We start from the raw sequence: 18,134 nt of genomic DNA, 5'->3' as shown, positions 1-18,134 counted from the left end.
TCGGCCAGCGCTCACCCAAGGCGATCGCCGCGCTCGTCGGCCTTGCCCCGTTCGACAACAAGAGCGGCAAGCTCAACCGCAGGAGCCAGATCCAGGGCGGGCGATCACGCGTGCGCCGCGCCCTCTATATGGCAGCCCTCACCGCCATCAGAACCTGTGAGCGCTTCAAGACATTCTACACAGCGCTTGCTGCCCGCTCGGGGTCCAAGAAACTGGCCATCATCGCCGTCGCAAGGAAGCTCCTGGTCGTCCTCAACGCGATCATTCGCGACAAAACCGCATTCGCATGAACACAGTTGCCATTCCGTGACTTCGACGAGCTGCGACGGTGCAGAATTCTGCTCCGCTTGCATCTTTCGGCCGAGGTAACGGCATGGATTCCAGGGTCTGCGCGCGTCGCTTCGCTCCTTGCTCCGCCCTGGAATGACGAATTCTGGGGCTCTGGCCGACCTCTCAGGCCGGAGCCGAACGCCCGATGCGCAGGAAGCCGCCGTCGAAAGGCACCTCCTTCGCCGCGCCGTTCGAGGCAAGGATCCGCAAACGATCGGACGCGGCTTCGATGCCGCCCGGCGCATCGGTATCCGCAAACGGAACCGCGCCGATGACATGGCGGAACGACACCGACCGCCCTTCGGCCAGCGCGAAGGCCGTCGCCACGCCTTCATGCTTCAGCCAATTGTCGCCAAGCGAGGCGGCATGGCCGATCGCGCTGCGGCCGTCCTCGATGCCGAGCACGCCGAGATGGCGGCCGCTCCAGGGCGCGTAGTCGCGGCCGCCATTGGAGAACCACAGCATCGTCACCGGCAGTTCGGCCGGGTTCTTCAGCACCAGAACCAGGTCCTGCTCGGCGCGCCGCGCAATCGCCGTCCAGCCCGGGCCGCCGTGATCCGCCTCGACCAGCGTGATGAAATCCTCGCGCCTGTCTTCGATGCGATAGTCGGTGAGGTCGGTGGTACCGCCGGCGGCGAGCGGGAACTGCGTGAGGTCGGCGGCGCGGGCCGGATAGGCCAGCATGAAGCGGCCGCGCGCGGGGTCGGGCTCCAGCGGCGTCGCGGGGGTCACCGCCACGCGTTTCGGCGAGAAGGCCAAGCGGCCGCCGCCTTGCATGACCGTCATCGGATGATGGGCGACGGAGATGGCGCCGGAGCCGCCGGAGAAGATGTGCTCCTGGTACAGGAAAGGGTGGCCGTCGCGCAGCGTGAAGACCTTGTCGACAGAGGCCCCCATCACCTTGCGGCGCAGCCGGAAGACGGCGCGCCGTCCGCCGGCAATGGCGGCGTTCGCGATGACGTCCCATTCGCTGTTGGCCGGCCAGCCATGCAGGGGCGCGGGCTCGACATCGCTTGTGGAAAAAGGCGCGCAGAGAAAATCGCCAGAGAGGCGCACAGTGCCTTCAGGCAGGTTCGCGGGCAATGTCTCGCGCGGCGAGCCGACCCAGGGCGCGCGATGCAGCGGCTTCAGGACGCGGTCGTCGGCCTCGACCTCCATGGCGGCGATGTGGCCGACGGCGAGATCGAGCGAGACGGAGATGCCCTTTGCGTTGATGGTGACGGCGTCCATGAATGCCTCCCGCGAATCTTGCCAGGCGGCAGGAAAGCCTGTCGAGTCCCGGATATGCAAGCGGGATGGCAGGCATTTTGCATCAGGCGCTTCCGCTCCTGCCAACCTGTCCTTCGTCATTCTAGGGCGAAGCAAGGAGCGAAGCGACGCGCGCAGACCCTAGAATCCATGCCGTGACGATCGAGAGCCGCCACGGTCCAGAACGCTCACCAGCCAATTCAGCAAAAGAGCTCGAACCACTCCGGATTGGTCTTCTCGATCAAATCAATCTTCCACTGCCGTGGCCAGCGCTGATGTCGACATAATCCTCGTACCAGACCAGACGCTGCACACTGTAACGGCCAGTGAATCTGGCGCCTTAGCCTGTCTTGTGCTCGGGTATCCGGCGAGCAAGGTCGTTGGTGACACCGATATAGATTGTGCCGCCTTTCTGGCTTGCGGTCATGTAGACATAGCCTGTCATGCGGCGATCTTACCTGGCGCTAACGCCAACGGCTATTCTGGGCCGTTGCATTGTACGGCCAATGTCACGGCATGGATTCTAGGGTCTGCGCGCGTCGCTTCGCTCCTTGCTCCGCCCTAGAATGACGAAGATATGTTGCTGCTTCACGCGCGATAAAAATCGCAAGAGAGGGGAAGAGAGCCGACGCAGACATTCGCCCCAACCGACCTACTGCCGCTTATACTCCCGCACCGGCGACTTTGTGCCATCCGTGTAGGTCACCTGTACCGCCATCGATTTCACGTCGTCCTTGACCTTGAAATAGGGCTGGTAGTCGGAGGGAATGGCGTAGGGGTCCTTGGCGTCGCAGGGCGGCATCTTGATCTCCTTGTCGAGCGCCGTGCCGTTCAGGCTGTAATGCACCTCCTTGATGGCGCAGCGGTAGGACAGCATCTGGGTGAAATAGACCAGGCCGCGATTGCCGCCGGAATCGAAGGCGATCCACGACGTCCAGAACTGATCGAGGACCTGCTTGTTCTCCTGCTGCAGCGAGCTGTCGGGGTCGAAGCGAATGTCGAACGGGCCGGTTTCGCGGCCGCGGATGTCGAGATATTTGATCGCGATGGTGGTGGCGGCCGTGCTGTCCGGCAATTCGAAGCTTGGATTGGGCATCGGCTTGCCGGTGCGCTGGTCGTTCATCGCCATAACCCCGGTGTCGGTGAACGGACCGGAATCGCCAAGCCGCCAGGAGATCGCCGTCGCCGGCTCGGGCAGCGAGATCGTCATCGACCAGCCATCGTTCGAGCGCATCGGCGTCAGCGTCGGCACGAAGCGCGAGGGGTCGAGCACATCGCCCAACGCCGTCAGCCGGCTGCGGCTGCGGTCCAGCCAGTCGGCCAGTTGCGTCTGGTCGACGAAATATTTGAGCAGGCCGCCATCCTTCTCGTAGGAGACGAACTTGGTCAGCGCCTGCGCCTCGCTGCGCTTGTCGGCGAGCGTCTGGCTGCCGAGGCGATCCTCGGAGAATTCCTGCGCCAAGAGAAAGTAAGCCGGCGCGTAATCCGGGTTGGCCGCGATGAAGGCGTTGAGCTTGTCGAGCCGCTGCGCGTCGTCGAACTGCAGGAGATGCACGAGCTTGATCGACGGCGCCTTGGCCTTTTCCGCCAGCGTGCCAAACACTTCGCGGGCGCCGGCCTTGCCGTCCTGGACCCGGAGCAGCGTGGCAAAGCGCGTGTAGGGGTCGATGGCGTCGACGTCGAAGCCGGCAAAGGCGAGATAGGAGCGGCGGGCATTGAGCATGTCGCCGGCAAGCTCGTAGACGCGGGCATTGTGGTAGAATTCGTCCGGACGTTTGGGATCGGCGATCGCGCCGCCCTGTGCCGAAAGCTGGGCGAAGCCCTTGGCGATCGTGTCGATCGAAGCGGCGATCTGCTCGGTGGTCGCCTGCAGCTTTTCCGCCTGCGCCTGCTGCTGTTGCTGGCCGGCGGCCAAGGTGTCGGTCGTCTGCTTGACCGCCTCCACGGTCTTCTGCGTCTCCGCCCCCTGCGCGGTCTGCTGCTCTTGGGCGGAAGCGATCTGCTCGGTCTTCTGCGCGACCGTATCGGTGGTCTGCTTCACCGCCTCCACGGTTTTTTGCGTCTCGGCGCCCTGCGCGGTCTGCTGTTGCTGGGCGGAAGCGATCTCCTGCGCGGTCTTGGCGACCGTGTCGGTCGACTTCTTGACCTCCTCGACCGTTTTCTGCGTCTGGGTGACCGTCTGCTCGATCTTCGCCACCTTCTGCGAGACGATGCCGAGCGACTGCTGCAGCTCGGCGACCGCCGGCACGAGGTTGGCGATCACGCCGTTCTGCGAACTCGTTTCCTGCTGGATGCCGTAGACGCCGCCGGCGATGGCCGCCGCACTGGTGGCGAAGATCAGCGCCGGCATCGCCTTGGCGGCCAGCACCAGCCGCAGCACCATGGCGATGGCGATGATGATGGCCGCGACGGCGGCGACCAGGGCAATGTAGGCGGCAAAGGGTCCGAGCGGATTGAGCACGTCGCCGACCGCGCCGCTGATGAAGGCAAAGCTCGCCGCCCATTTGCCGGTGCGGCTGAGCGAGGCCCTGAGCAACGAGGTCGTACCCGTGGCGATTTCCGACATGCCGATACCCCCAATATCCAAGCCGCCACATATTAGCGGAAAGCCGGGGCGGATGGCAAAAGCGATGCTGGCGGTTGGCGAAAGCCTGCGCGACATCTGATCTCCCCCCTTGCGGGGGAGATGTCCGGCAGGACAGAGAGGGGTGTGAAGGATCGCGGCGCTGCAAGATCAAGGTTCCTCGCCCCACGCAGTGGGGAGAGGTGGCTCGGCGAAGCCGAGACGGAGAGGGGAGCGCCCTACGAAGCCCCCGCTCCGTCCGCTTCGCGGCCACCTCTCCCCCGCCTCTGGCGGGGGCGAGGAACCCCAGCCTTGAGACGCCAGGACAGCACCCCCTCTGCCCTGCCGGGCTTTCGTCGCCCGGAAAGCCAAGCAATCGGCTTCCCGTCCGCTTCGCGGCCACCTCTCCCCCGCCTCTGGCGGGGGCGAGGAACCCCAGGCTTGTCGCCGACGGCGCCAACCCCCAAAACCTGGGCAAATGCCTTCTTCCCCCCGTTAACCAGTTGGACGTCGCACATGGGTTACGTTAGCTTCGCCGCATCTCAGCAACAGCTTTAGAACAGTCTTGCCCCCTACCTTCCCCCTCCTCCAGAAACTCATCGCCGTGCTGGCATTGCTCGCGCTGGTCGCCGGCTGCACGACGGCGGCGCCGCCTGAAAGCGTGCTTGCCGTGCCGGCGCAGCCGCAGAAATATGCGGCGATCGTGGTCGACGCCTCGACGGGCAAGACCTTGTTCGAGGTCAATTCGCGATCGCAGCGCTATCCCGCATCGCTGACCAAGATGATGACGCTCTACATGCTGTTCGAGGCGCTGGAGAGCGGCCGGGTGACCAAGGAAACGCGGATCCCGGTTTCCGACCACGCCGCCTCGCAGCCGCCGACCAAGCTGCGTTTCAGGCGCGGCGAGACGATCGACGTCGATTCCGCCATCCGCGCCATGGTGGTTAAGTCGGCAAACGACGTGGCGGTGGCGGTGGGCGAATATCTGGGCGGCGGCTCGGAGGACCAGTTCGCGGCGATGATGACCGCCAAGGCGCGCTCGCTCGGCATGAGTGGCACCAATTTCCGCAACGCCTGCGGCCTGCCCGACGACGGCCAGGTGACCACGGCGCGCGACATGGCGGTGCTGGGCATGGCGCTGGAAAAGCGCTTCCCGCAACATTTCCACTATTTCTCCGAAAGCGATTTCATGTTCCGCGGCCGGCTGGTGCGCGGCCACAACGACATGCTGGGCCGCGTGCGCGGCGTCGACGGCATCAAGACCGGCTACATAAGGGCTTCCGGCTACAACATCGTCACTTCCTACAATGCCGACGGGCGGCACCTGATCGTGGTGGTGATGGGTGCCGATAGCGCGCGCCAGCGCAACGACCATGTCGAGGCGCTGATCCAGCGGAGTCTCGGACCGACGATCGCGGATGCCGGCCAGCCGAGGCTGATGTATTCCGGACGGCAGCCGGCTTCGCCGCCGCCCGGCTTGCCGCAGGCGGACTCGGCTTTGCCAGGGTTGCCGCCGCCGCAGCAGCCGACGCCCGCGTCGACGGCTCCGGGCCAGCCGGCATCCGATTTTCCGTCGCCGGATCTGGCATCACCCGGCGCGCCGCTGCTGCCGACGCAGTAGGGCGGGGCGGAGCCGACGCCAGCGCCTCGTCATTCCAGGGCGGAGCAAGGAGCGAAGCGACGCGCGCAGACCCTGGAATCCATGCCGTGACCTGTGAACCTCGCGGCGGTCCAGACAATGGCACCGGAGCGCCAGCGCAGACAGCCTCCTTCCGCACCGCTGCATTCCTCGGCCGGCGTAACGGCATGGATTCCAGGGTCTGCGCGACGCTTCGCGTCGCTCCGCCCTGGAATGACGACTTCATTGGAGGCCTCGCCCCGCGCAGGCCGGCTTCACCTGAATAATCGCTGGACCCTACCGAACCACCAGCACCGGAATCTTCGTCAGCGACACCACCTCCGCCGTCTGGCTGCCGAGCACCAGGCGCCCGATTCCGCGGCGACCGTGCGAGGCCATGACGATGATGTCGCTGCCCTCCGCGCCGGCGACCTCAAGGATCGCCTCGGCGGGGGTGCGGTTCTCGATATGCAGGGTTTTTGCGCCGACGCCCTTCGCATCCGCCTCGGCCTTGCATTTGCCGAGCAGCTCGCTGGCGTATTTGCGCGCGCTTTCCTCGTAATTGACCAGCTCGTCGGCCGCGACATAGCCCGCCATGGCGCCACCCCAGGCAAGCGTCGGGAACGGCTCCGAGACCGTGACAAAGGCGACGGTGGCGCCCAGGCCCTTGGCCAGCTCCAGCCCGTGGGCGACGCCCTTCTGGGCGAGTTCCGAACCGTCGGTGGCGATGAGGATTTTCTTGTACATGGTGGCGATCCCTCATTTCTCGGGGCGCCGCGCGCGCCCTGGTGGCGGAGCCTGAACAGTCAGGCCTGATGTCGATATAGTCAGCCTATCAGGCCCGCCACAGGGGCCGGTTTGATGTGGATCAAGGCCAGGCGGTGAAGACGATTGCGCCAGGGGGCATGAAATCGCCGGCGGCGCTCCCCCTCTCCGTCTCGGCTTCGCCGAGCCACCTCTCCCCGCTCCGCGGGGCGAGGAACCCAAGCTTGCGAGGTCGCGGCCTTGGCGACTGGCGTTTCCTCGCCCCCGCAAAGCGGGGGAGAGCTGGATCGGCGCGCAGCGCCGAGACGGAGAGGGGGCTGCGCCGGCCTATGCGATTGCGGGTCGGGCAAGCCTTGCCCCATCACAACAACTTGTTCCGTCACACACTCTTCACACTCACCATGGATATGCCGCGCCGGCTTGGCGTATCGTACCCACAAAGCCTCGAACAGGAGCACCGACCATGGCAGGCGACCCGAAGGCATCCGCGCAGATCAAGGCCGACAACGAGGACGATGTCGCCGGCGAATATCTCGAGGCGGAAACCGTGCCCGAGGATGCGCAGGCAGCCGCCGACGAGATCCTCGAAGCGCCGGAGGTGCCGGATTCCGAGCCGCACGCCGAACCGCATGTTCCGGGCACGGCCCGGATCAAGCCCAAGAAGAAACCCTCGGCGATATCAGGGCGCAAATTCCGCAAGCGCGACTTGGTGCGCATCGACGATCTGAGGCCCAGCCTCGCCGACCGCATCCGCTCCGACCATCCTGACCTGCCGCGCGGTGCCCGCATCAGCCGCGAGGAGCTCGGCCGCTACCGCATGCGCTACATGGAGGAATTGCTGCAGCAGGAGCACGGCGAATTCTCCGAGCTCGACCGCCAGGTGGTGGAATCGATCGCCAAGCAGGACACGATCTCGGAGAACTCGGAAGAGGAATATGAGGAGCACCGCTCCTTCCCCGACCGCGTCTCCGACACCATGGCCGAGTTCGGCGGCAGCTGGTGGTTCCTGATCTCCTTCGCGGCGGTGCTTTTGCTGTGGATCGGCATCAACCTGGTGGCCGGCACGACCAACGCCTTCGACCCCTACCCGTTCATCCTGCTCAACCTGGTGCTGTCCTGCATCGCCGCCATCCAGGCGCCGGTGATCATGATGAGCCAGAAGCGCCAGGAAGCCAAAGACCGGCTGCGCTCCTTCAACGACTACCGGGTGAACCTCAAGGCCGAGCTGGAAGTGCGCCACCTGCACGAAAAGCTCGATTACCTCATCTCGCGCCAATGGCAGCGCCTGGCCGAAATGCAGCAGATGCAGCTGGACGCCATGCACGAGCTGACCGGCGCCAAGAAGGTGAAGCGCGCGACAAGAGCGGCGCGGCGCAAGACGGCGAAGGTGGGGGGGTGAGCGCCAAGTTCCTCGCCCCACGAAGTGGGGAGAGGTGGCTCGGCGAAGCCGAGACGGAGAGGGGAGCGCCCTCTCCGATAGCCCATCGGTTACACAGACAACCCACCAGCCCCCTCACAATCGCCAATTGCCCGTTGAAGCCCGCAGCGGCTTCCGCTAAGAAGCCGTGGCTGGCCGGCTCACCGGCCGGTTCGTTTTCCGGTTCCCGGGAAGCACCCGTAGCTCAGCTGGATAGAGCGCTGCCCTCCGAAGGCAGAGGTCACAGGTTCGAATCCTGTCGGGTGCGCCAACAAAAGCCGGGCATCTCACCTTATTGCCTGCGACGCCTACCCGACGAAGCCAGATAACCCAGCGCAAGCGCCATGACGGCGACCGCGATTCCGGCGCTGATCACACCTGCGGGCGTTATCCTGGCACTGCCTTGCAAGGTAACATGCTTACCCAAACGCAGATCGAAAACCGACTTGATTTCGTCAGGACGTGATTGGACGTCGGCCGAAGATTCTTCCTGGACAACTGGCATTTGAGCCTCCGTTTCGAATGTGCTGCCGGTCGCACTGCGACCGGCGACTGGCGCTGACATTCGTACCCCGACTGAGCGTGCGTTCAGTGGTGAGCGTTAAGAATTGATAGGCGCCAAAATAACATGGCAGTACTCAGTTTCATCTCCTCCGGCGCGCCCAATAACCAAATGTCAATGGCCATTGATTAACCATTCTCCCACGGGAGAACTACGAAATGGCAGAGACATCGATCGAATGGACTGATGCGACGTGGAACCCCGTTGCGGGATGCACGGTGCTGAGCGCTGGCTGTACGAACTGCTACGCAATGCGTATGGCTGCCAGGCTCGAAGCGATGGGCACCGAGAAATATACCGGCCTCACACGGAAGTCGGGCGGGCGCGCCAAGTGGACTGGCAAAATCTATCTAGATCGTAACTCCTTAGCGATCCCTGCCACATGGTCGAAGCCACGGCGTGTATTCGTCAACTCGATGTCTGACCTGTTTCATTCCGATGTGCCGGTGGACTTCATCGCATCTGTTTGGAGAGTAATGTCCGAGACGCCTCGGCATACTTACCAGATTCTGACAAAGCGGCCGGACCGAATGATCGACATCGTTCCCGAGTTAGCGAGACTGCCCAACGTGTGGCTCGGCACAAGTGTCGAGGACAGTCGGGTGCTTCATCGCATCGACGAACTTCGTCAAGTGCCGTCAGCAATACGGTTCATTTCATTCGAACCGCTAATCGGAAGTGTGGCCGCTGCTAACCTGAAAGATATCCACTGGGCAATTGTTGGCGGAGAGAGCGGCCCAAAATCGCGATTCATGAACCCGGTTTGGGTCAATGAGATTGAGCAGGTGTGTCGCTCAGCAGGCGCTGCATTCTTTTTCAAGCAGTGGGGCGGGAGAAACAAAAAAGCCGCCGGCCGAACTCTTAACGGGCGAATCTACGACGAGATGCCTGCTCCATCGATGCCTTAAGGATATGGTTTCCTATTCTTGTGGCCAATCCTATAGCTCTTGGCTCTGGATTTGATATAGCCAAGAAGAGAGAGAACATCGGTACGCCACGGTCGTTGCGAAGACGACGCGGGGGCAAGACCTTAGGGAAAAGACTTTCCAGGCGCTTGCCAACGAACTTCTCCATCGCGGCAACATCTGCAGTCCTTTGATGGACCTCATCGATGTTCCCCAGCAAGTCGGTATGCTCCGCACGTTTATACCATGCTTCCTCCCACTCGTCGGTACCAAGCATCCGCGTGAGTGCTATCCTTTTTTCAGGGGTCAGATTCTTGGGGTCATGGGCCGCCTGCCTAAACAGTCCAGCGAGGGATACCAAATACCATACATCTATCGCTTCGGTCTTCCGTATTGCCTCAAGCGTCGACCATGCGACATCCATTCCATAGGGATCGAGAAACATCACGGCGCGCTTGCCAATCCAGCGCTGCGAAGCAAGTTCTGCTTCAATCGCTTTGTTCGCGTCTCCACGAACAATTTCAATTAGCCGACCCGGGTATTCCTTGGATAAATCTGCCAACGCTTCACAATGCCGTTTTTTCTTGTCCATGAAAACGTAGCGGCTGAAGCCCGGAGAGACGTCCAATGCAATGCGGGCCGACCCACGCCTACGTTCAATGCGTTCTTCGATGGCGGGTAATATGTCCGTAGCAGCAGCTCCAGCTACCTTGACCGTGCGTTCGCCGGTTCCTGCAAAGGCATCGATATACCAGAGTTCCGGAAACTTAGACTTCAGGGCATGACTGAACGCTCTCAAATAGCCTTCCACGAGGGACAGCTTAAGGTCAGTAGATAGATTGCCGAATTCGTGATCAGATGCCATCGCGATTCTCGCCAAGAGGGCAACATCGCGTTTTGAAATGCTGATAGCAATACCCAATGATCTCGATGCCTAAATTTACCACCGGGGGGCGGTTGCTTTTCCTCACAAAGCTATGATTTGATCGAGATATAGGTCACTGACGGTGGGCAGCATGGGCGAACTATTGGACCGCAACTTGCAGCGGACGATTTTGGGTATTCTTTCTGAGGGCTACCCTCAACGCACAGTCGTTGCAAAGGCATTTGAAGGAGGTGGAAACAGATTAGACGTCAACCTGGCCTACCTTGAGGAACACGGGTTAGTTTCTGTTCATTGGCACAACGGCCGCGAAGGCAGGACGCCGATGCAGGCGTCTATTACTGCAAAGGGGCTCGACTTCATTGCTGATGACGGTGGCCTAGGCGCCATCCTTGGTGTCGTGACTGTTCGGATTCATGGGGATACGTTGCGAGAACTCCTCATCTCAAGGGTTGAGTCTTCCGGCGAGGACGAAACCATTAAAGCGAAAGTCGTGGCAAAATTGCGAGATATCCCAGCTGACGCCTTGGGTACACTAGCTACGAAAGCCCTGGATGCAAGTCTGGCCAGCCTGCCGGCTGTCGCCGCATGGATGCTCGCACTTCTTGCAAGGTAGCTAGCGATCGAAGGTATCTGGTTCACGTAACTCCGTCACTCCGTCAGGTCCCAACCGAGCCTTCGGCTCTAGGTCGACTGATTCGATATCTCTACGGCCTGCGCCCAGATGCATGGCCATCGCCCCCTCACCCCAGCGTCTCCCCTATCGCCGCCGCCAGCCGCTCCACCCCATCCCTTGTCTGCGCCGCGTCGCACGCCGCATACCCCAGCACCAGCCCTTGGGTCGGCGCGGTGTTCTGGAAATATTTCGACAGCGGCGAGACGTTGATCGCCCTTTTTGCCGCGGCCTGGCTGACCTTAATGTCGTCGATGCCGTCCCTCAGATAGCCCACCACCTGGATGCCGGCCTCGGCGGGGGACAGAGTGATCTCGTCGCGCAGGCGCTCGGTGACGATGTCGCGAAAAAGCTGGCGGCGCTGGGCGTAGATGCGGCGCATGCGTTTGAGATGCCGGCTCATATGGCCTTCGGTGATGAAATCGGCCAAGGCGGCCTGCAGGAGCAGCGGCGCGAACTGGCCGGTGGTGGAGAGCGCGTTGACGATGCGGCCGGCGAGCTCCGGCGGCAGCACCATGAAGCCGATGCGCAGCGCCGGGAACAGAAGCTTGGCGAAGGTGCCGACATAGATGACGCGGCCGGAGCGGTCCATGCTCTGGATCGCCGGCACGGGGCGGCCCTGGAAACGGTATTCGCCGTCGAAATCGTCCTCGATCACCCAGGAATTCGCGGTCTCGGCGATGTCGAGCAGGCGCAGCCGCTCCTCCATGCGCATGGTGATGCCGAGCGGATGCTGGCAGGCCGGCGTCACATAGATGAGGCGGGGCGAAGAACTTGGAGCATCGAGACGCCAGCCGCGCTCCTGGTCGACCGCAATCGGCAGGACCCTTGCGCCGGCCACGGTGAAGGCGGCCTTGGCGCCGTAATAGCCGGGCTCCTCCATCCACACCGTGTCGCCGGGGTCGAGCAGCAGGCGCGCGAGAAGGTCGAAAGCGGCCTGCGCGCCGGTGGTGACGACGATCTGCTCAGGCCTGCAGCGCACGCCGCGCGCGGAATAGAGATAGCCGGCGATCGCCTCCTTCAGCGCCGGGTGGCCGGTGACGTCATAGGTGCCGAACAGCGTCTCGCCGCCATGGCTGGCGCGGCGCGCCACCAGACGGCCCCAGACGCCGAAGGGGAAGCTTCCCGCATCCGGCATGCCGGGGTGGAAGGCGACATGGCCCGGCCTGCCGTGATGATAGGGTTGGCTGAGTAGCTGTTGGCCGCGCAGCGAGGGTGACCGCAGCGGCACCGGCGGCTCCTCGCGCGGCGACTCGCGCGGGCCCTCGGGCAGGTCGACGATCACCGGGCGGGCGCCTTGGCGGTTGGCGAGATAACCTTCGGTGACGAGCTGATCGTAAGCGGCGACGATGGTGTTGCGGCCAAGGCCGAGCTCGGAGGCCAAAGCGCGGGTGGAAGGCAGCTCCGAGCCCGGGGGAAGCGCGCGGCTGCGGATGATGGCGACGAGGCCGTGATAGAGCTGGCGCGAGAGATGCTCGGGGTTGGCGCGGTTCACGGTGAGCGTGTCGAGTGGGAAGGGTTGGGGTTTGGGGTGCGGGCGCATGGGTTACGCCCACCCGTAGGCGCGCTGGTGAGCCGAGACACGGCTTGCTTTCGACGTCGAGTTCCTTCGCCCCCCTCTCTGTCCTGGCGGACATCTCCCCCTCAAGGGGGGAGATTGGCAGTTCGAGCGCCTCGCTTCTCTTTGCAACGTTGGTGATTGGCGAAAGCCGACGCGCCATCCGATCTCCCCCCTTGAGGGGGAGATGGCCGGCAGGCCAGAGAGGGGGGCCTCGCGCTGGCGCTCGATGATTTCCAGATTGCCCATTCCCCATCCTGCCACACCCGCCTCCCAACACAAACTGGTTCCTTCATTTTCCGCAAAACTGGCCCTCGCGAGGGAGACAGAGCGGGGTAGAATTCGCCCTGTGACGTTGGGGTAAGACGTCGACGGAAAGACAGGTTCGGCCGAGGCACTGGGAGGGCGACCGGCCGAGCGAAAACGGGCGGGCTTTGCATCCCGCCGCCAGCAGCCATCTCCTCCCGAAACTCATACCCCGCAGCCGTCCCGGCCGCGGGGCGGAAAGTGAGCAATGACGACAGTTCGACTTGGCATCAACCCGATCACCTGGACCAATGACGACGTGCCGGAGCTGGGCGGCGACACGCCGCTCGAGACCTGCCTCAGCGAGACCGCCGAAGCCGGTTACGCGGGAACAGAGCTTGGCGGCAAGTTTCCGCGCGACAGCCGCACGCTTCGGCCCATCCTCGACCATTACGGGCTGGCGCTGGTCTCCGGCTGGTATGACGGGCGCATCTGCGAGAAGGAGGTGGACGAAGAGTTCGAGGCGATCCGGCCGCATCTGACGCTGCTGCGCGACCTCGGCGCCCGGCGCGTCGTCTATGCCGACACCTCGCGCGGACGGCATGGCGCCATCCACGATCCGATCTCGCAGCGGCCGAAGCTGATGGACGGGGAATGGAAGGCCTATGGCGAAAAGATCACCAGGCTCGCCGAGCGTTTCTCCGATTTCGGCGTCGGCATGGCCTTTCACCATCACATGGGCACGATCGTCGAGACCGACCAAGAGATCGACAGGCTGATGCACACGACCGGCGAGGCGGTCGGCCTGCTCTACGACACCGGGCATTGCGCTTTCTCCGGCGGCGACCCGGAGCAATTGCTGCGCCGGCATGTGAGCCGTGTCGTGCATGTGCATTGCAAGGATGTGCGCCCGGCCATGCTGAAGAAGGCGCGCGAGGCCGACATGAGCTTCATGGGCGCGGTGATGGAAGGCATCTTCACCGTGCCCGGCGACGGCGCGATCGACTATCCGACGCTGCTCAAGATCCTGGCCGGCCAGGGCTATTCCGGCTGGCTGGTGGTGGAGGCTGAGCAGGACCCGGCCAAGGCGCACCCCTTGACCTATGCCACGATGGGGTATCGCAATCTCAAGAAGCTGGCCGAGGGCGCGGGCTTCTATGTCCACGAACGGAGGGCCTGAAGAAAGCATGGGGCGCCGGGGAGGGAGATGAGTTCGGTTCTGTACCAGAAGGTGGTCAAGAGCTTCGGCGCGCTCAACGTGCTGCGGTCGCTCGACCTTGCCGTGCCGGATCACAAATTCCTCGCCTTGCTCGGCCCCTCGGGCTGCGGCAAGACGACGGCGCTGCGCATCCTGGCCGGGCTCGACATGCCGAGCGCGGGCAAGGTCTTTATCGGCGAGCGCGACGTCACGCGGCTGCAGCCGCGCGACCGCGACATCGCCATGGTCTTCCAGAGCTACGCGCTCTATCCGCAGATGACGGTCGCCGAGAACATCGGCTATCCGCTGTGGATCCGCGGCACGCCGGATGCCGGGCGAAAGGCCAAGATCGGCGAGGTCGCCGCAATTCTCGAGATCGGCCACCTGCTCGACCGCAGGCCGCGCCAGCTTTCGGGCGGACAGCGCCAGCGCGTGGCGTTGGCCCGCGCCATCGTGCGCGACCCGGCGGCCTTCCTGATGGACGAGCCGCTCTCCAATCTCGACGCGCGGCTCAGGCTCACCATGCGCGGCGAGATCAAGCGGCTCTGCCAGCGCCTCAGCGCCACCACCATCTACGTCACCCATGATCAGGTCGAGGCTCTGACGATGGCCGACTTCGTCGCCGTCATGCATGGCGGCGAGCTGCAGCAGATGGCGCCACCGATCGAGATATATGACCGCCCGGCAAACCGCTTCGTCGCCACCTTCGTCGGCAACCCGCCGATGAACATCCTGCCGGCGGCGCTTTCCGAGCAAGGCGTCGTCGTGGCCGGCAAGGTCGTCCCGCTGGACGCCGCGCGGCTTGCTGCCTGCCGCGCCGCCTCCATCGCCGAAATCGGGCTGCGGCCGGAGGATTGCAGCGCTGCCGCGGCCGACACGCCCGACGCTTTGCCGGGCGAAATCTACGTCGTCGAACCGATGGGCAACGAGACGCTTGTCAATGTCCGCCTGGAAGGCGGCAACGTCTCGGTGCGGGCCGGCCGCGAATTCCGGGGCGTGGTGGGTGAAAGCATCGGCGTCGCCTTCGACCCGGCGAACGCCTGTTTCTTCAATTCGGCCGGCCTGACGGCCGTCCACAGGGTCAACAACAATGGGAGAGTGACATGATGCATTCAAGCAGACTTACTCGCCGATCCGTCATCAAGGGCGGGCTTGGCCTGGCCCTGGCGACCACCGCGCTGACCACGCTCGGCCTGCCGGTGCCGGCCAAGGCGGCCGGCAAGAAAGTGATCATCGGCGCCTTCGCCGATGGCGGCCTGACGCCGTTCAAGGAAAAGATCATCCCGCTGGCCAAGGAACAGGGCTTCGACATCCAGTTCCTCGAGGACGAATACGGGGTGACGCTCGAAAAGTGGTTCGCCGACGCCCAGAGCGGCGCCGGCCAGTACGACCTCTATCTGCTCGACGACCCGTGGGTGCCGCAGTTCGGCGCCGCCAACGTGCTCGAAGACCTCGGCGCCGGCGGCATCGACGGGGCCGACAAGGACTGGATCGGCTCGATGATCGACATGGGCTATTGGCCGCCGCAGAATGGGCCCCGCGTCAAGGGCTTCGAGAACGCCAAGCCGACGCTGATCTGCGTGCCCTTCGTCGGCGACCTGCAGACGCTGACCTATCGTAACGACGTCTTCACCGGCGGCGCGCCGAAGACCTGGGACGAGGTGATCGCCAAGGGCAAGGAAGGGGTCGCCGCCGGCAAGATCAAGTATCCGGTCGTCTTCCGCGGCGTTTCCGGCAACCCGATCGTCACCAGCTGGTATCCGGTTTTCCTGTCGTTCGGCGGCTCCTTCTTCGACGACAAGTGGAACCCGATCTTCAATTCGGCCGAAGGCAAGGCTTCGGCCGATTTCTTCGTCGGCACGATGAAGCAGAACACGGCGAGCGGCGTGGTGGAGTTCGATTCCGACCAGGAGGGCGCGGCGATCCTCGGCGGGGACGCGGGCGCCATCATCCAATACTCGGGCAATGCGCTGAAGGCCGATGATCCCGCCCAGACGAAGGTGGCGGGCAAGCTCGATTTCGGCGTCGTGCCGAAACAGGAAAAGGCGATCGCCCAGATGGGCATCTTCATCGCCGGCGTGCCGAAATCGGCGCCCAACAAGGCGAACTCCATCGAGTTCCTGAAGTGGTATGTGAGCGCGGAAACCCAGGCCAAGCTCTCGGAAGCGGGCTCTATTCCGGTCAAGCGCAGCGCCTTCGGCGTCGCCAAGCCCGGCAACCGGCTGATCCCGGTCGCGCTTCAGCAGCTCGACGCCGGCGCGCTGCCCAGGCCGCGCACGCCCGACTGGGCGAAGGTAGAAGAACTGCTCGGCATCGAGCTCAACAAGGCCTTGCAGGCAGGCTCCGGGGGCGGCGCGGCTTTGGATACGGCCGCCAAGCAGGTCAAGGACTACCTGACCACGGCCGGGTACTACTGATGCAAACCGGCATGCAGGCACGCAAATATCGCCTGCAGGGGGCGGGGCTCGACCTCGCCCTCCCATACCTCATGCTGGCGCCGGGCCTGATGGTCGTGCTCGGCGTGCTGGTCTATCCGCTATGGGACGGGCTGCGCGCCAGCACCAGGGCTTACCGCTATGGCTCGCCGGTCGCCGATGTCGGCTTTCACAACTATGTGCAGCTTTGGAGCGATGCGCAGTTCCTGAACTCGCTGTGGGTCACGGTCAAGTTCGTGGCGCTTTCGGTGTCGATCGAGGCGGTGCTGGGCTTCGCGCTGGCCTTGTTCTGCCTGCACGAATTCCGCGGCATACGGCTGCTCAGGACGGTGCTGATCATTCCCATGGTGATCACGCCGGTCGTCGTCGCCATCCTGTTCAGGCTGATCTACGCCAGCGACGCCGGCATGCTGACGGCGCTCTCGGAAGCCATGGGCGGCGGCGGGGTCCAGATCCTCGGCAACCCGCTCAATGCCTTTATCGGCCTGGTCGTGCTCGACGTCTGGGAGTGGACGCCGCTGATGTTCCTGATCCTGCTCGCCGGCCTGCAGTCGCTGCCGCACGAGCCGTTCGAGGCCGCGCGCGTCGACGGCGCCGGGTCCTGGCGCGTCTTTGCCGATCTCACCTTCCCGATGATGCGGCCGGTGCTGGCGATTGCCATCGTGCTGCGCACCATCGACGCCTTCGGCACCTTCGACCAGGTCTTCGTCTTGACCCGAGGCGGGCCGGGCGAAGCGACGAGGCTGATCTCGATCTATGGCTATGACACCGCGTTCAAGTTCCAGCAGACCGGATACGCGGCGGCGCTGTTCGTGACGATCGGCCTCGTGGTGCTCGCGCTCGCTTTCAGCGCCATACGACTCCTGCGCAGGATCGACGCGTCATGAGCACCCGTCTGGCGCGCATCCTCACCACCATCTTCGTGCTGGCAGTCGTGCTGCTGCCGATCTACTGGCTGGTGTCCACCTCGCTCAAGTCCAATCGCGAGATCACCCAGGAAGGCACGCTCTATCCGCATGTGCCGACGCTCGACAATTACGTCAGGTTGTTCACCGAAAAGCAGTTCGGTTCCTACCTGACGAACTCGCTGGTGGTCACCTTCTTCTCGGTCGCGATAGCGCTGGTCTTCGGCGCGATGGGCGCCTACGCGATCGCAAGGTTCCGCCTGCCCTTCGCCGCGGAGCGCAAGGTCGGCCTGTTCCTGCTCACGCTGCGCATCATTCCGCCGGTCGTTATCCTGATCCCAGTCTATCTGCTGATGCTCAGCCTCGGCCTGCTCGACAGCTGGCTCGGCCTGATCGCCACCTACACAGCCTTCAACGTCACCTTCTGCGTCTGGATGATGGAGAGCTTTTTCCGCGAGATCCCAGTCGATCTCGAGGAGGCGGCCATGGTCGACGGCGATTCACGCTTCGGCGCCTTCCGCCGCATCACGCTGCCGCTGGCAGCGCCTGGGTTGGCGGCCACCGCCATCTTCGCCGTGCTGGTGACCTTCAACGAATTCCTCTTCGCGCTGGCGCTGACCGCGACGCCGCGGGCAATGACCATGCCGCGCGGCACCGCCACGCTCATCGGGCGCATCGATACCGACTGGGCCTCTATGGCCGCCGCAGGCGTCATCGGAGCGCTGCCGATCGTCTTCTTCGCGCTGCTGGTGCAGCGGCACCTGGTTCGCGGCCTGACCATGGGCGCCGTGAAGTGACCGCCGGCCGGGCATGTTGAACTCGCCGTCG

Annotated in this window: 16 protein-coding genes, 1 tRNA gene and 1 pseudogene; 11 read left to right on the top strand and 7 right to left on the bottom strand. The window is 63.9% G+C overall.

Annotation, left to right across the window (positions count from 1 at the left end; translation table 11 throughout):
- Positions 1-290, top strand: a 290-nt coding sequence (locus tag EN852_RS23510) for a transposase (RefSeq protein ID WP_135879549.1), incomplete at its 5' end; no start/stop codon positions are given.
- A gap of 163 nt (positions 291-453) precedes the next feature.
- Here the strand turns inward: EN852_RS23510 and EN852_RS23505 are convergent.
- The 3 genes and pseudogenes from EN852_RS23505 to EN852_RS23495 all read right to left on the bottom strand — a co-directional run bounded on the left by EN852_RS23505 (position 454) and on the right by EN852_RS23495 (position 4,144).
- A complete protein-coding gene (locus tag EN852_RS23505; RefSeq protein ID WP_127877401.1) occupies positions 454-1,560 on the bottom strand; it encodes a hypothetical protein in 1,107 nt (368 codons plus the stop codon).
- Between the two features lie 218 nt (positions 1,561-1,778).
- Positions 1,779-2,023: pseudogene (locus EN852_RS23500) on the bottom strand (GIY-YIG nuclease family protein).
- Positions 2,024-2,230: 207 nt separating this feature from the next.
- Positions 2,231-4,144: a methyl-accepting chemotaxis protein gene (locus tag EN852_RS23495; RefSeq protein WP_127877400.1), complete on the bottom strand. Its 1,914-nt coding sequence runs from the start codon at positions 4,142-4,144 to the stop codon at positions 2,231-2,233.
- 562 nt (positions 4,145-4,706) lie between these two features.
- On the opposite strand from EN852_RS23495, the gene EN852_RS23490 reads away from it, so the two are divergent.
- Positions 4,707-5,762, top strand: a complete 1,056-nt coding sequence (locus tag EN852_RS23490) for a D-alanyl-D-alanine carboxypeptidase family protein (protein WP_127877399.1) — start codon at positions 4,707-4,709, stop codon at positions 5,760-5,762.
- A 294-nt stretch (positions 5,763-6,056) separates the two neighbouring features.
- Here EN852_RS23490 and EN852_RS23485 read toward each other — a convergent pair whose 3' ends face one another.
- Positions 6,057-6,506 carry a universal stress protein gene (locus EN852_RS23485; RefSeq protein WP_127877398.1) on the bottom strand — a complete coding sequence of 150 codons (450 nt, stop codon included), beginning with the start codon at positions 6,504-6,506 and terminating at the stop codon, positions 6,057-6,059.
- A 481-nt stretch (positions 6,507-6,987) separates the two neighbouring features.
- Here EN852_RS23485 and EN852_RS23480 point away from each other — a divergent pair, with 481 nt between their 5' ends.
- Positions 6,988-7,923 (top strand): DUF1003 domain-containing protein, encoded by a 936-nt coding sequence (locus tag EN852_RS23480; protein ID WP_127877397.1) that lies wholly within the window; start codon positions 6,988-6,990, stop codon positions 7,921-7,923.
- A gap of 212 nt (positions 7,924-8,135) precedes the next feature.
- Positions 8,136-8,212: transfer RNA gene (locus EN852_RS23475), tRNA-Arg, on the top strand.
- Between the two features lie 21 nt (positions 8,213-8,233).
- Here the strand turns inward: EN852_RS23475 and EN852_RS23470 are convergent.
- Positions 8,234-8,446, bottom strand: a complete 213-nt coding sequence (locus tag EN852_RS23470; protein ID WP_127877396.1) for a hypothetical protein — start codon at positions 8,444-8,446, stop codon at positions 8,234-8,236.
- A gap of 215 nt (positions 8,447-8,661) precedes the next feature.
- On the opposite strand from EN852_RS23470, the gene EN852_RS23465 reads away from it, so the two are divergent.
- Positions 8,662-9,411: a DUF5131 family protein gene (locus EN852_RS23465; protein ID WP_127877395.1), complete on the top strand. Its 750-nt coding sequence runs from the start codon at positions 8,662-8,664 to the stop codon at positions 9,409-9,411.
- Here the strand turns inward: EN852_RS23465 and EN852_RS23460 are convergent.
- Positions 9,365-10,330 (bottom strand): three-Cys-motif partner protein TcmP, encoded by a 966-nt coding sequence (locus EN852_RS23460; RefSeq protein ID WP_348643462.1) that lies wholly within the window; start codon positions 10,328-10,330, stop codon positions 9,365-9,367. The two genes, EN852_RS23465 and EN852_RS23460, sit on opposite strands and share 47 nt — an antisense overlap.
- 94 nt (positions 10,331-10,424) lie before the next feature.
- Between EN852_RS23460 and EN852_RS23455 the strand changes: the two genes are divergently transcribed.
- Positions 10,425-10,907 carry a hypothetical protein gene (locus EN852_RS23455; RefSeq protein WP_127877393.1) on the top strand — a complete coding sequence of 161 codons (483 nt, stop codon included), beginning with the start codon at positions 10,425-10,427 and terminating at the stop codon, positions 10,905-10,907.
- A gap of 127 nt (positions 10,908-11,034) precedes the next feature.
- On the opposite strand, the gene EN852_RS23450 is transcribed toward EN852_RS23455, so the two are convergent.
- Positions 11,035-12,507 carry a PLP-dependent aminotransferase family protein gene (locus EN852_RS23450; protein ID WP_127877391.1) on the bottom strand — a complete coding sequence of 491 codons (1,473 nt, stop codon included), beginning with the start codon at positions 12,505-12,507 and terminating at the stop codon, positions 11,035-11,037.
- Positions 12,508-13,036: 529 nt separating this feature from the next.
- Between EN852_RS23450 and iolE the strand changes: the two genes are divergently transcribed.
- The 5 genes from iolE to EN852_RS23425 are packed head-to-tail and all read left to right on the top strand — an operon-like array spanning position 13,037 to position 18,103.
- A complete protein-coding gene (gene iolE / locus EN852_RS23445) occupies positions 13,037-13,948 on the top strand; it encodes a myo-inosose-2 dehydratase (RefSeq protein WP_127877389.1) in 912 nt (303 codons plus the stop codon).
- 27 nt (positions 13,949-13,975) lie between these two features.
- Positions 13,976-15,073: an ABC transporter ATP-binding protein gene (locus EN852_RS23440; protein WP_127877387.1), complete on the top strand. Its 1,098-nt coding sequence runs from the start codon at positions 13,976-13,978 to the stop codon at positions 15,071-15,073.
- Positions 15,070-16,383: an extracellular solute-binding protein gene (locus EN852_RS23435; RefSeq protein ID WP_127877385.1), complete on the top strand. Its 1,314-nt coding sequence runs from the start codon at positions 15,070-15,072 to the stop codon at positions 16,381-16,383. The genes EN852_RS23440 and EN852_RS23435 overlap by 4 nt, the downstream gene beginning before the upstream one ends.
- An 11-nt stretch (positions 16,384-16,394) precedes the next feature.
- Positions 16,395-17,288, top strand: coding sequence for a sugar ABC transporter permease (locus EN852_RS23430; protein ID WP_189341607.1), 894 nt, complete (start codon positions 16,395-16,397; stop codon positions 17,286-17,288).
- A complete protein-coding gene (locus tag EN852_RS23425) occupies positions 17,285-18,103 on the top strand; it encodes a carbohydrate ABC transporter permease (protein WP_127877383.1) in 819 nt (272 codons plus the stop codon). Before EN852_RS23430 ends, EN852_RS23425 begins: the two co-directional genes overlap by 4 nt.
- The last annotated feature ends 31 nt before the right edge of the window (positions 18,104-18,134 follow it).

It is taken from the genome of Mesorhizobium sp. M2E.F.Ca.ET.209.01.1.1, from assembly GCF_004010375.2.
Classification (GTDB): domain Bacteria; phylum Pseudomonadota; class Alphaproteobacteria; order Rhizobiales; family Rhizobiaceae; genus Mesorhizobium.
The sequence above is the reverse complement of the archived record's forward strand: the minus strand, read 5'-3'. Positions and strand labels throughout refer to the sequence as shown.

What these genes read in the sequence shown, in the direction of transcription:
- EN852_RS23505 (WP_127877401.1), bottom strand. Translation starts at nt 1,560, where the DNA reads ATGGACGCCGTCACCATCAACGCAAAGGGCATCTCCGTCTCGCTCGAT.
- EN852_RS23495 (WP_127877400.1), bottom strand. Translation starts at nt 4,144, where the DNA reads ATGTCGGAAATCGCCACGGGTACGACCTCGTTGCTCAGGGCCTCGCTC.
- EN852_RS23485 (WP_127877398.1), bottom strand. Translation starts at nt 6,506, where the DNA reads ATGTACAAGAAAATCCTCATCGCCACCGACGGTTCGGAACTCGCCCAG.
- EN852_RS23480 (WP_127877397.1), top strand. Translation starts at nt 6,988, where the DNA reads ATGGCAGGCGACCCGAAGGCATCCGCGCAGATCAAGGCCGACAACGAG.
- EN852_RS23470 (WP_127877396.1), bottom strand. Translation starts at nt 8,446, where the DNA reads ATGCCAGTTGTCCAGGAAGAATCTTCGGCCGACGTCCAATCACGTCCT.
- EN852_RS23465 (WP_127877395.1), top strand. Translation starts at nt 8,662, where the DNA reads ATGGCAGAGACATCGATCGAATGGACTGATGCGACGTGGAACCCCGTT.
- EN852_RS23455 (WP_127877393.1), top strand. Translation starts at nt 10,425, where the DNA reads ATGGGCGAACTATTGGACCGCAACTTGCAGCGGACGATTTTGGGTATT.
- EN852_RS23450 (WP_127877391.1), bottom strand. Translation starts at nt 12,507, where the DNA reads ATGCGCCCGCACCCCAAACCCCAACCCTTCCCACTCGACACGCTCACC.
- iolE (WP_127877389.1), top strand. Translation starts at nt 13,037, where the DNA reads ATGACGACAGTTCGACTTGGCATCAACCCGATCACCTGGACCAATGAC.
- EN852_RS23440 (WP_127877387.1), top strand. Translation starts at nt 13,976, where the DNA reads ATGAGTTCGGTTCTGTACCAGAAGGTGGTCAAGAGCTTCGGCGCGCTC.
- EN852_RS23435 (WP_127877385.1), top strand. Translation starts at nt 15,070, where the DNA reads ATGATGCATTCAAGCAGACTTACTCGCCGATCCGTCATCAAGGGCGGG.
- EN852_RS23430 (WP_189341607.1), top strand. Translation starts at nt 16,395, where the DNA reads ATGCAGGCACGCAAATATCGCCTGCAGGGGGCGGGGCTCGACCTCGCC.
- EN852_RS23425 (WP_127877383.1), top strand. Translation starts at nt 17,285, where the DNA reads ATGAGCACCCGTCTGGCGCGCATCCTCACCACCATCTTCGTGCTGGCA.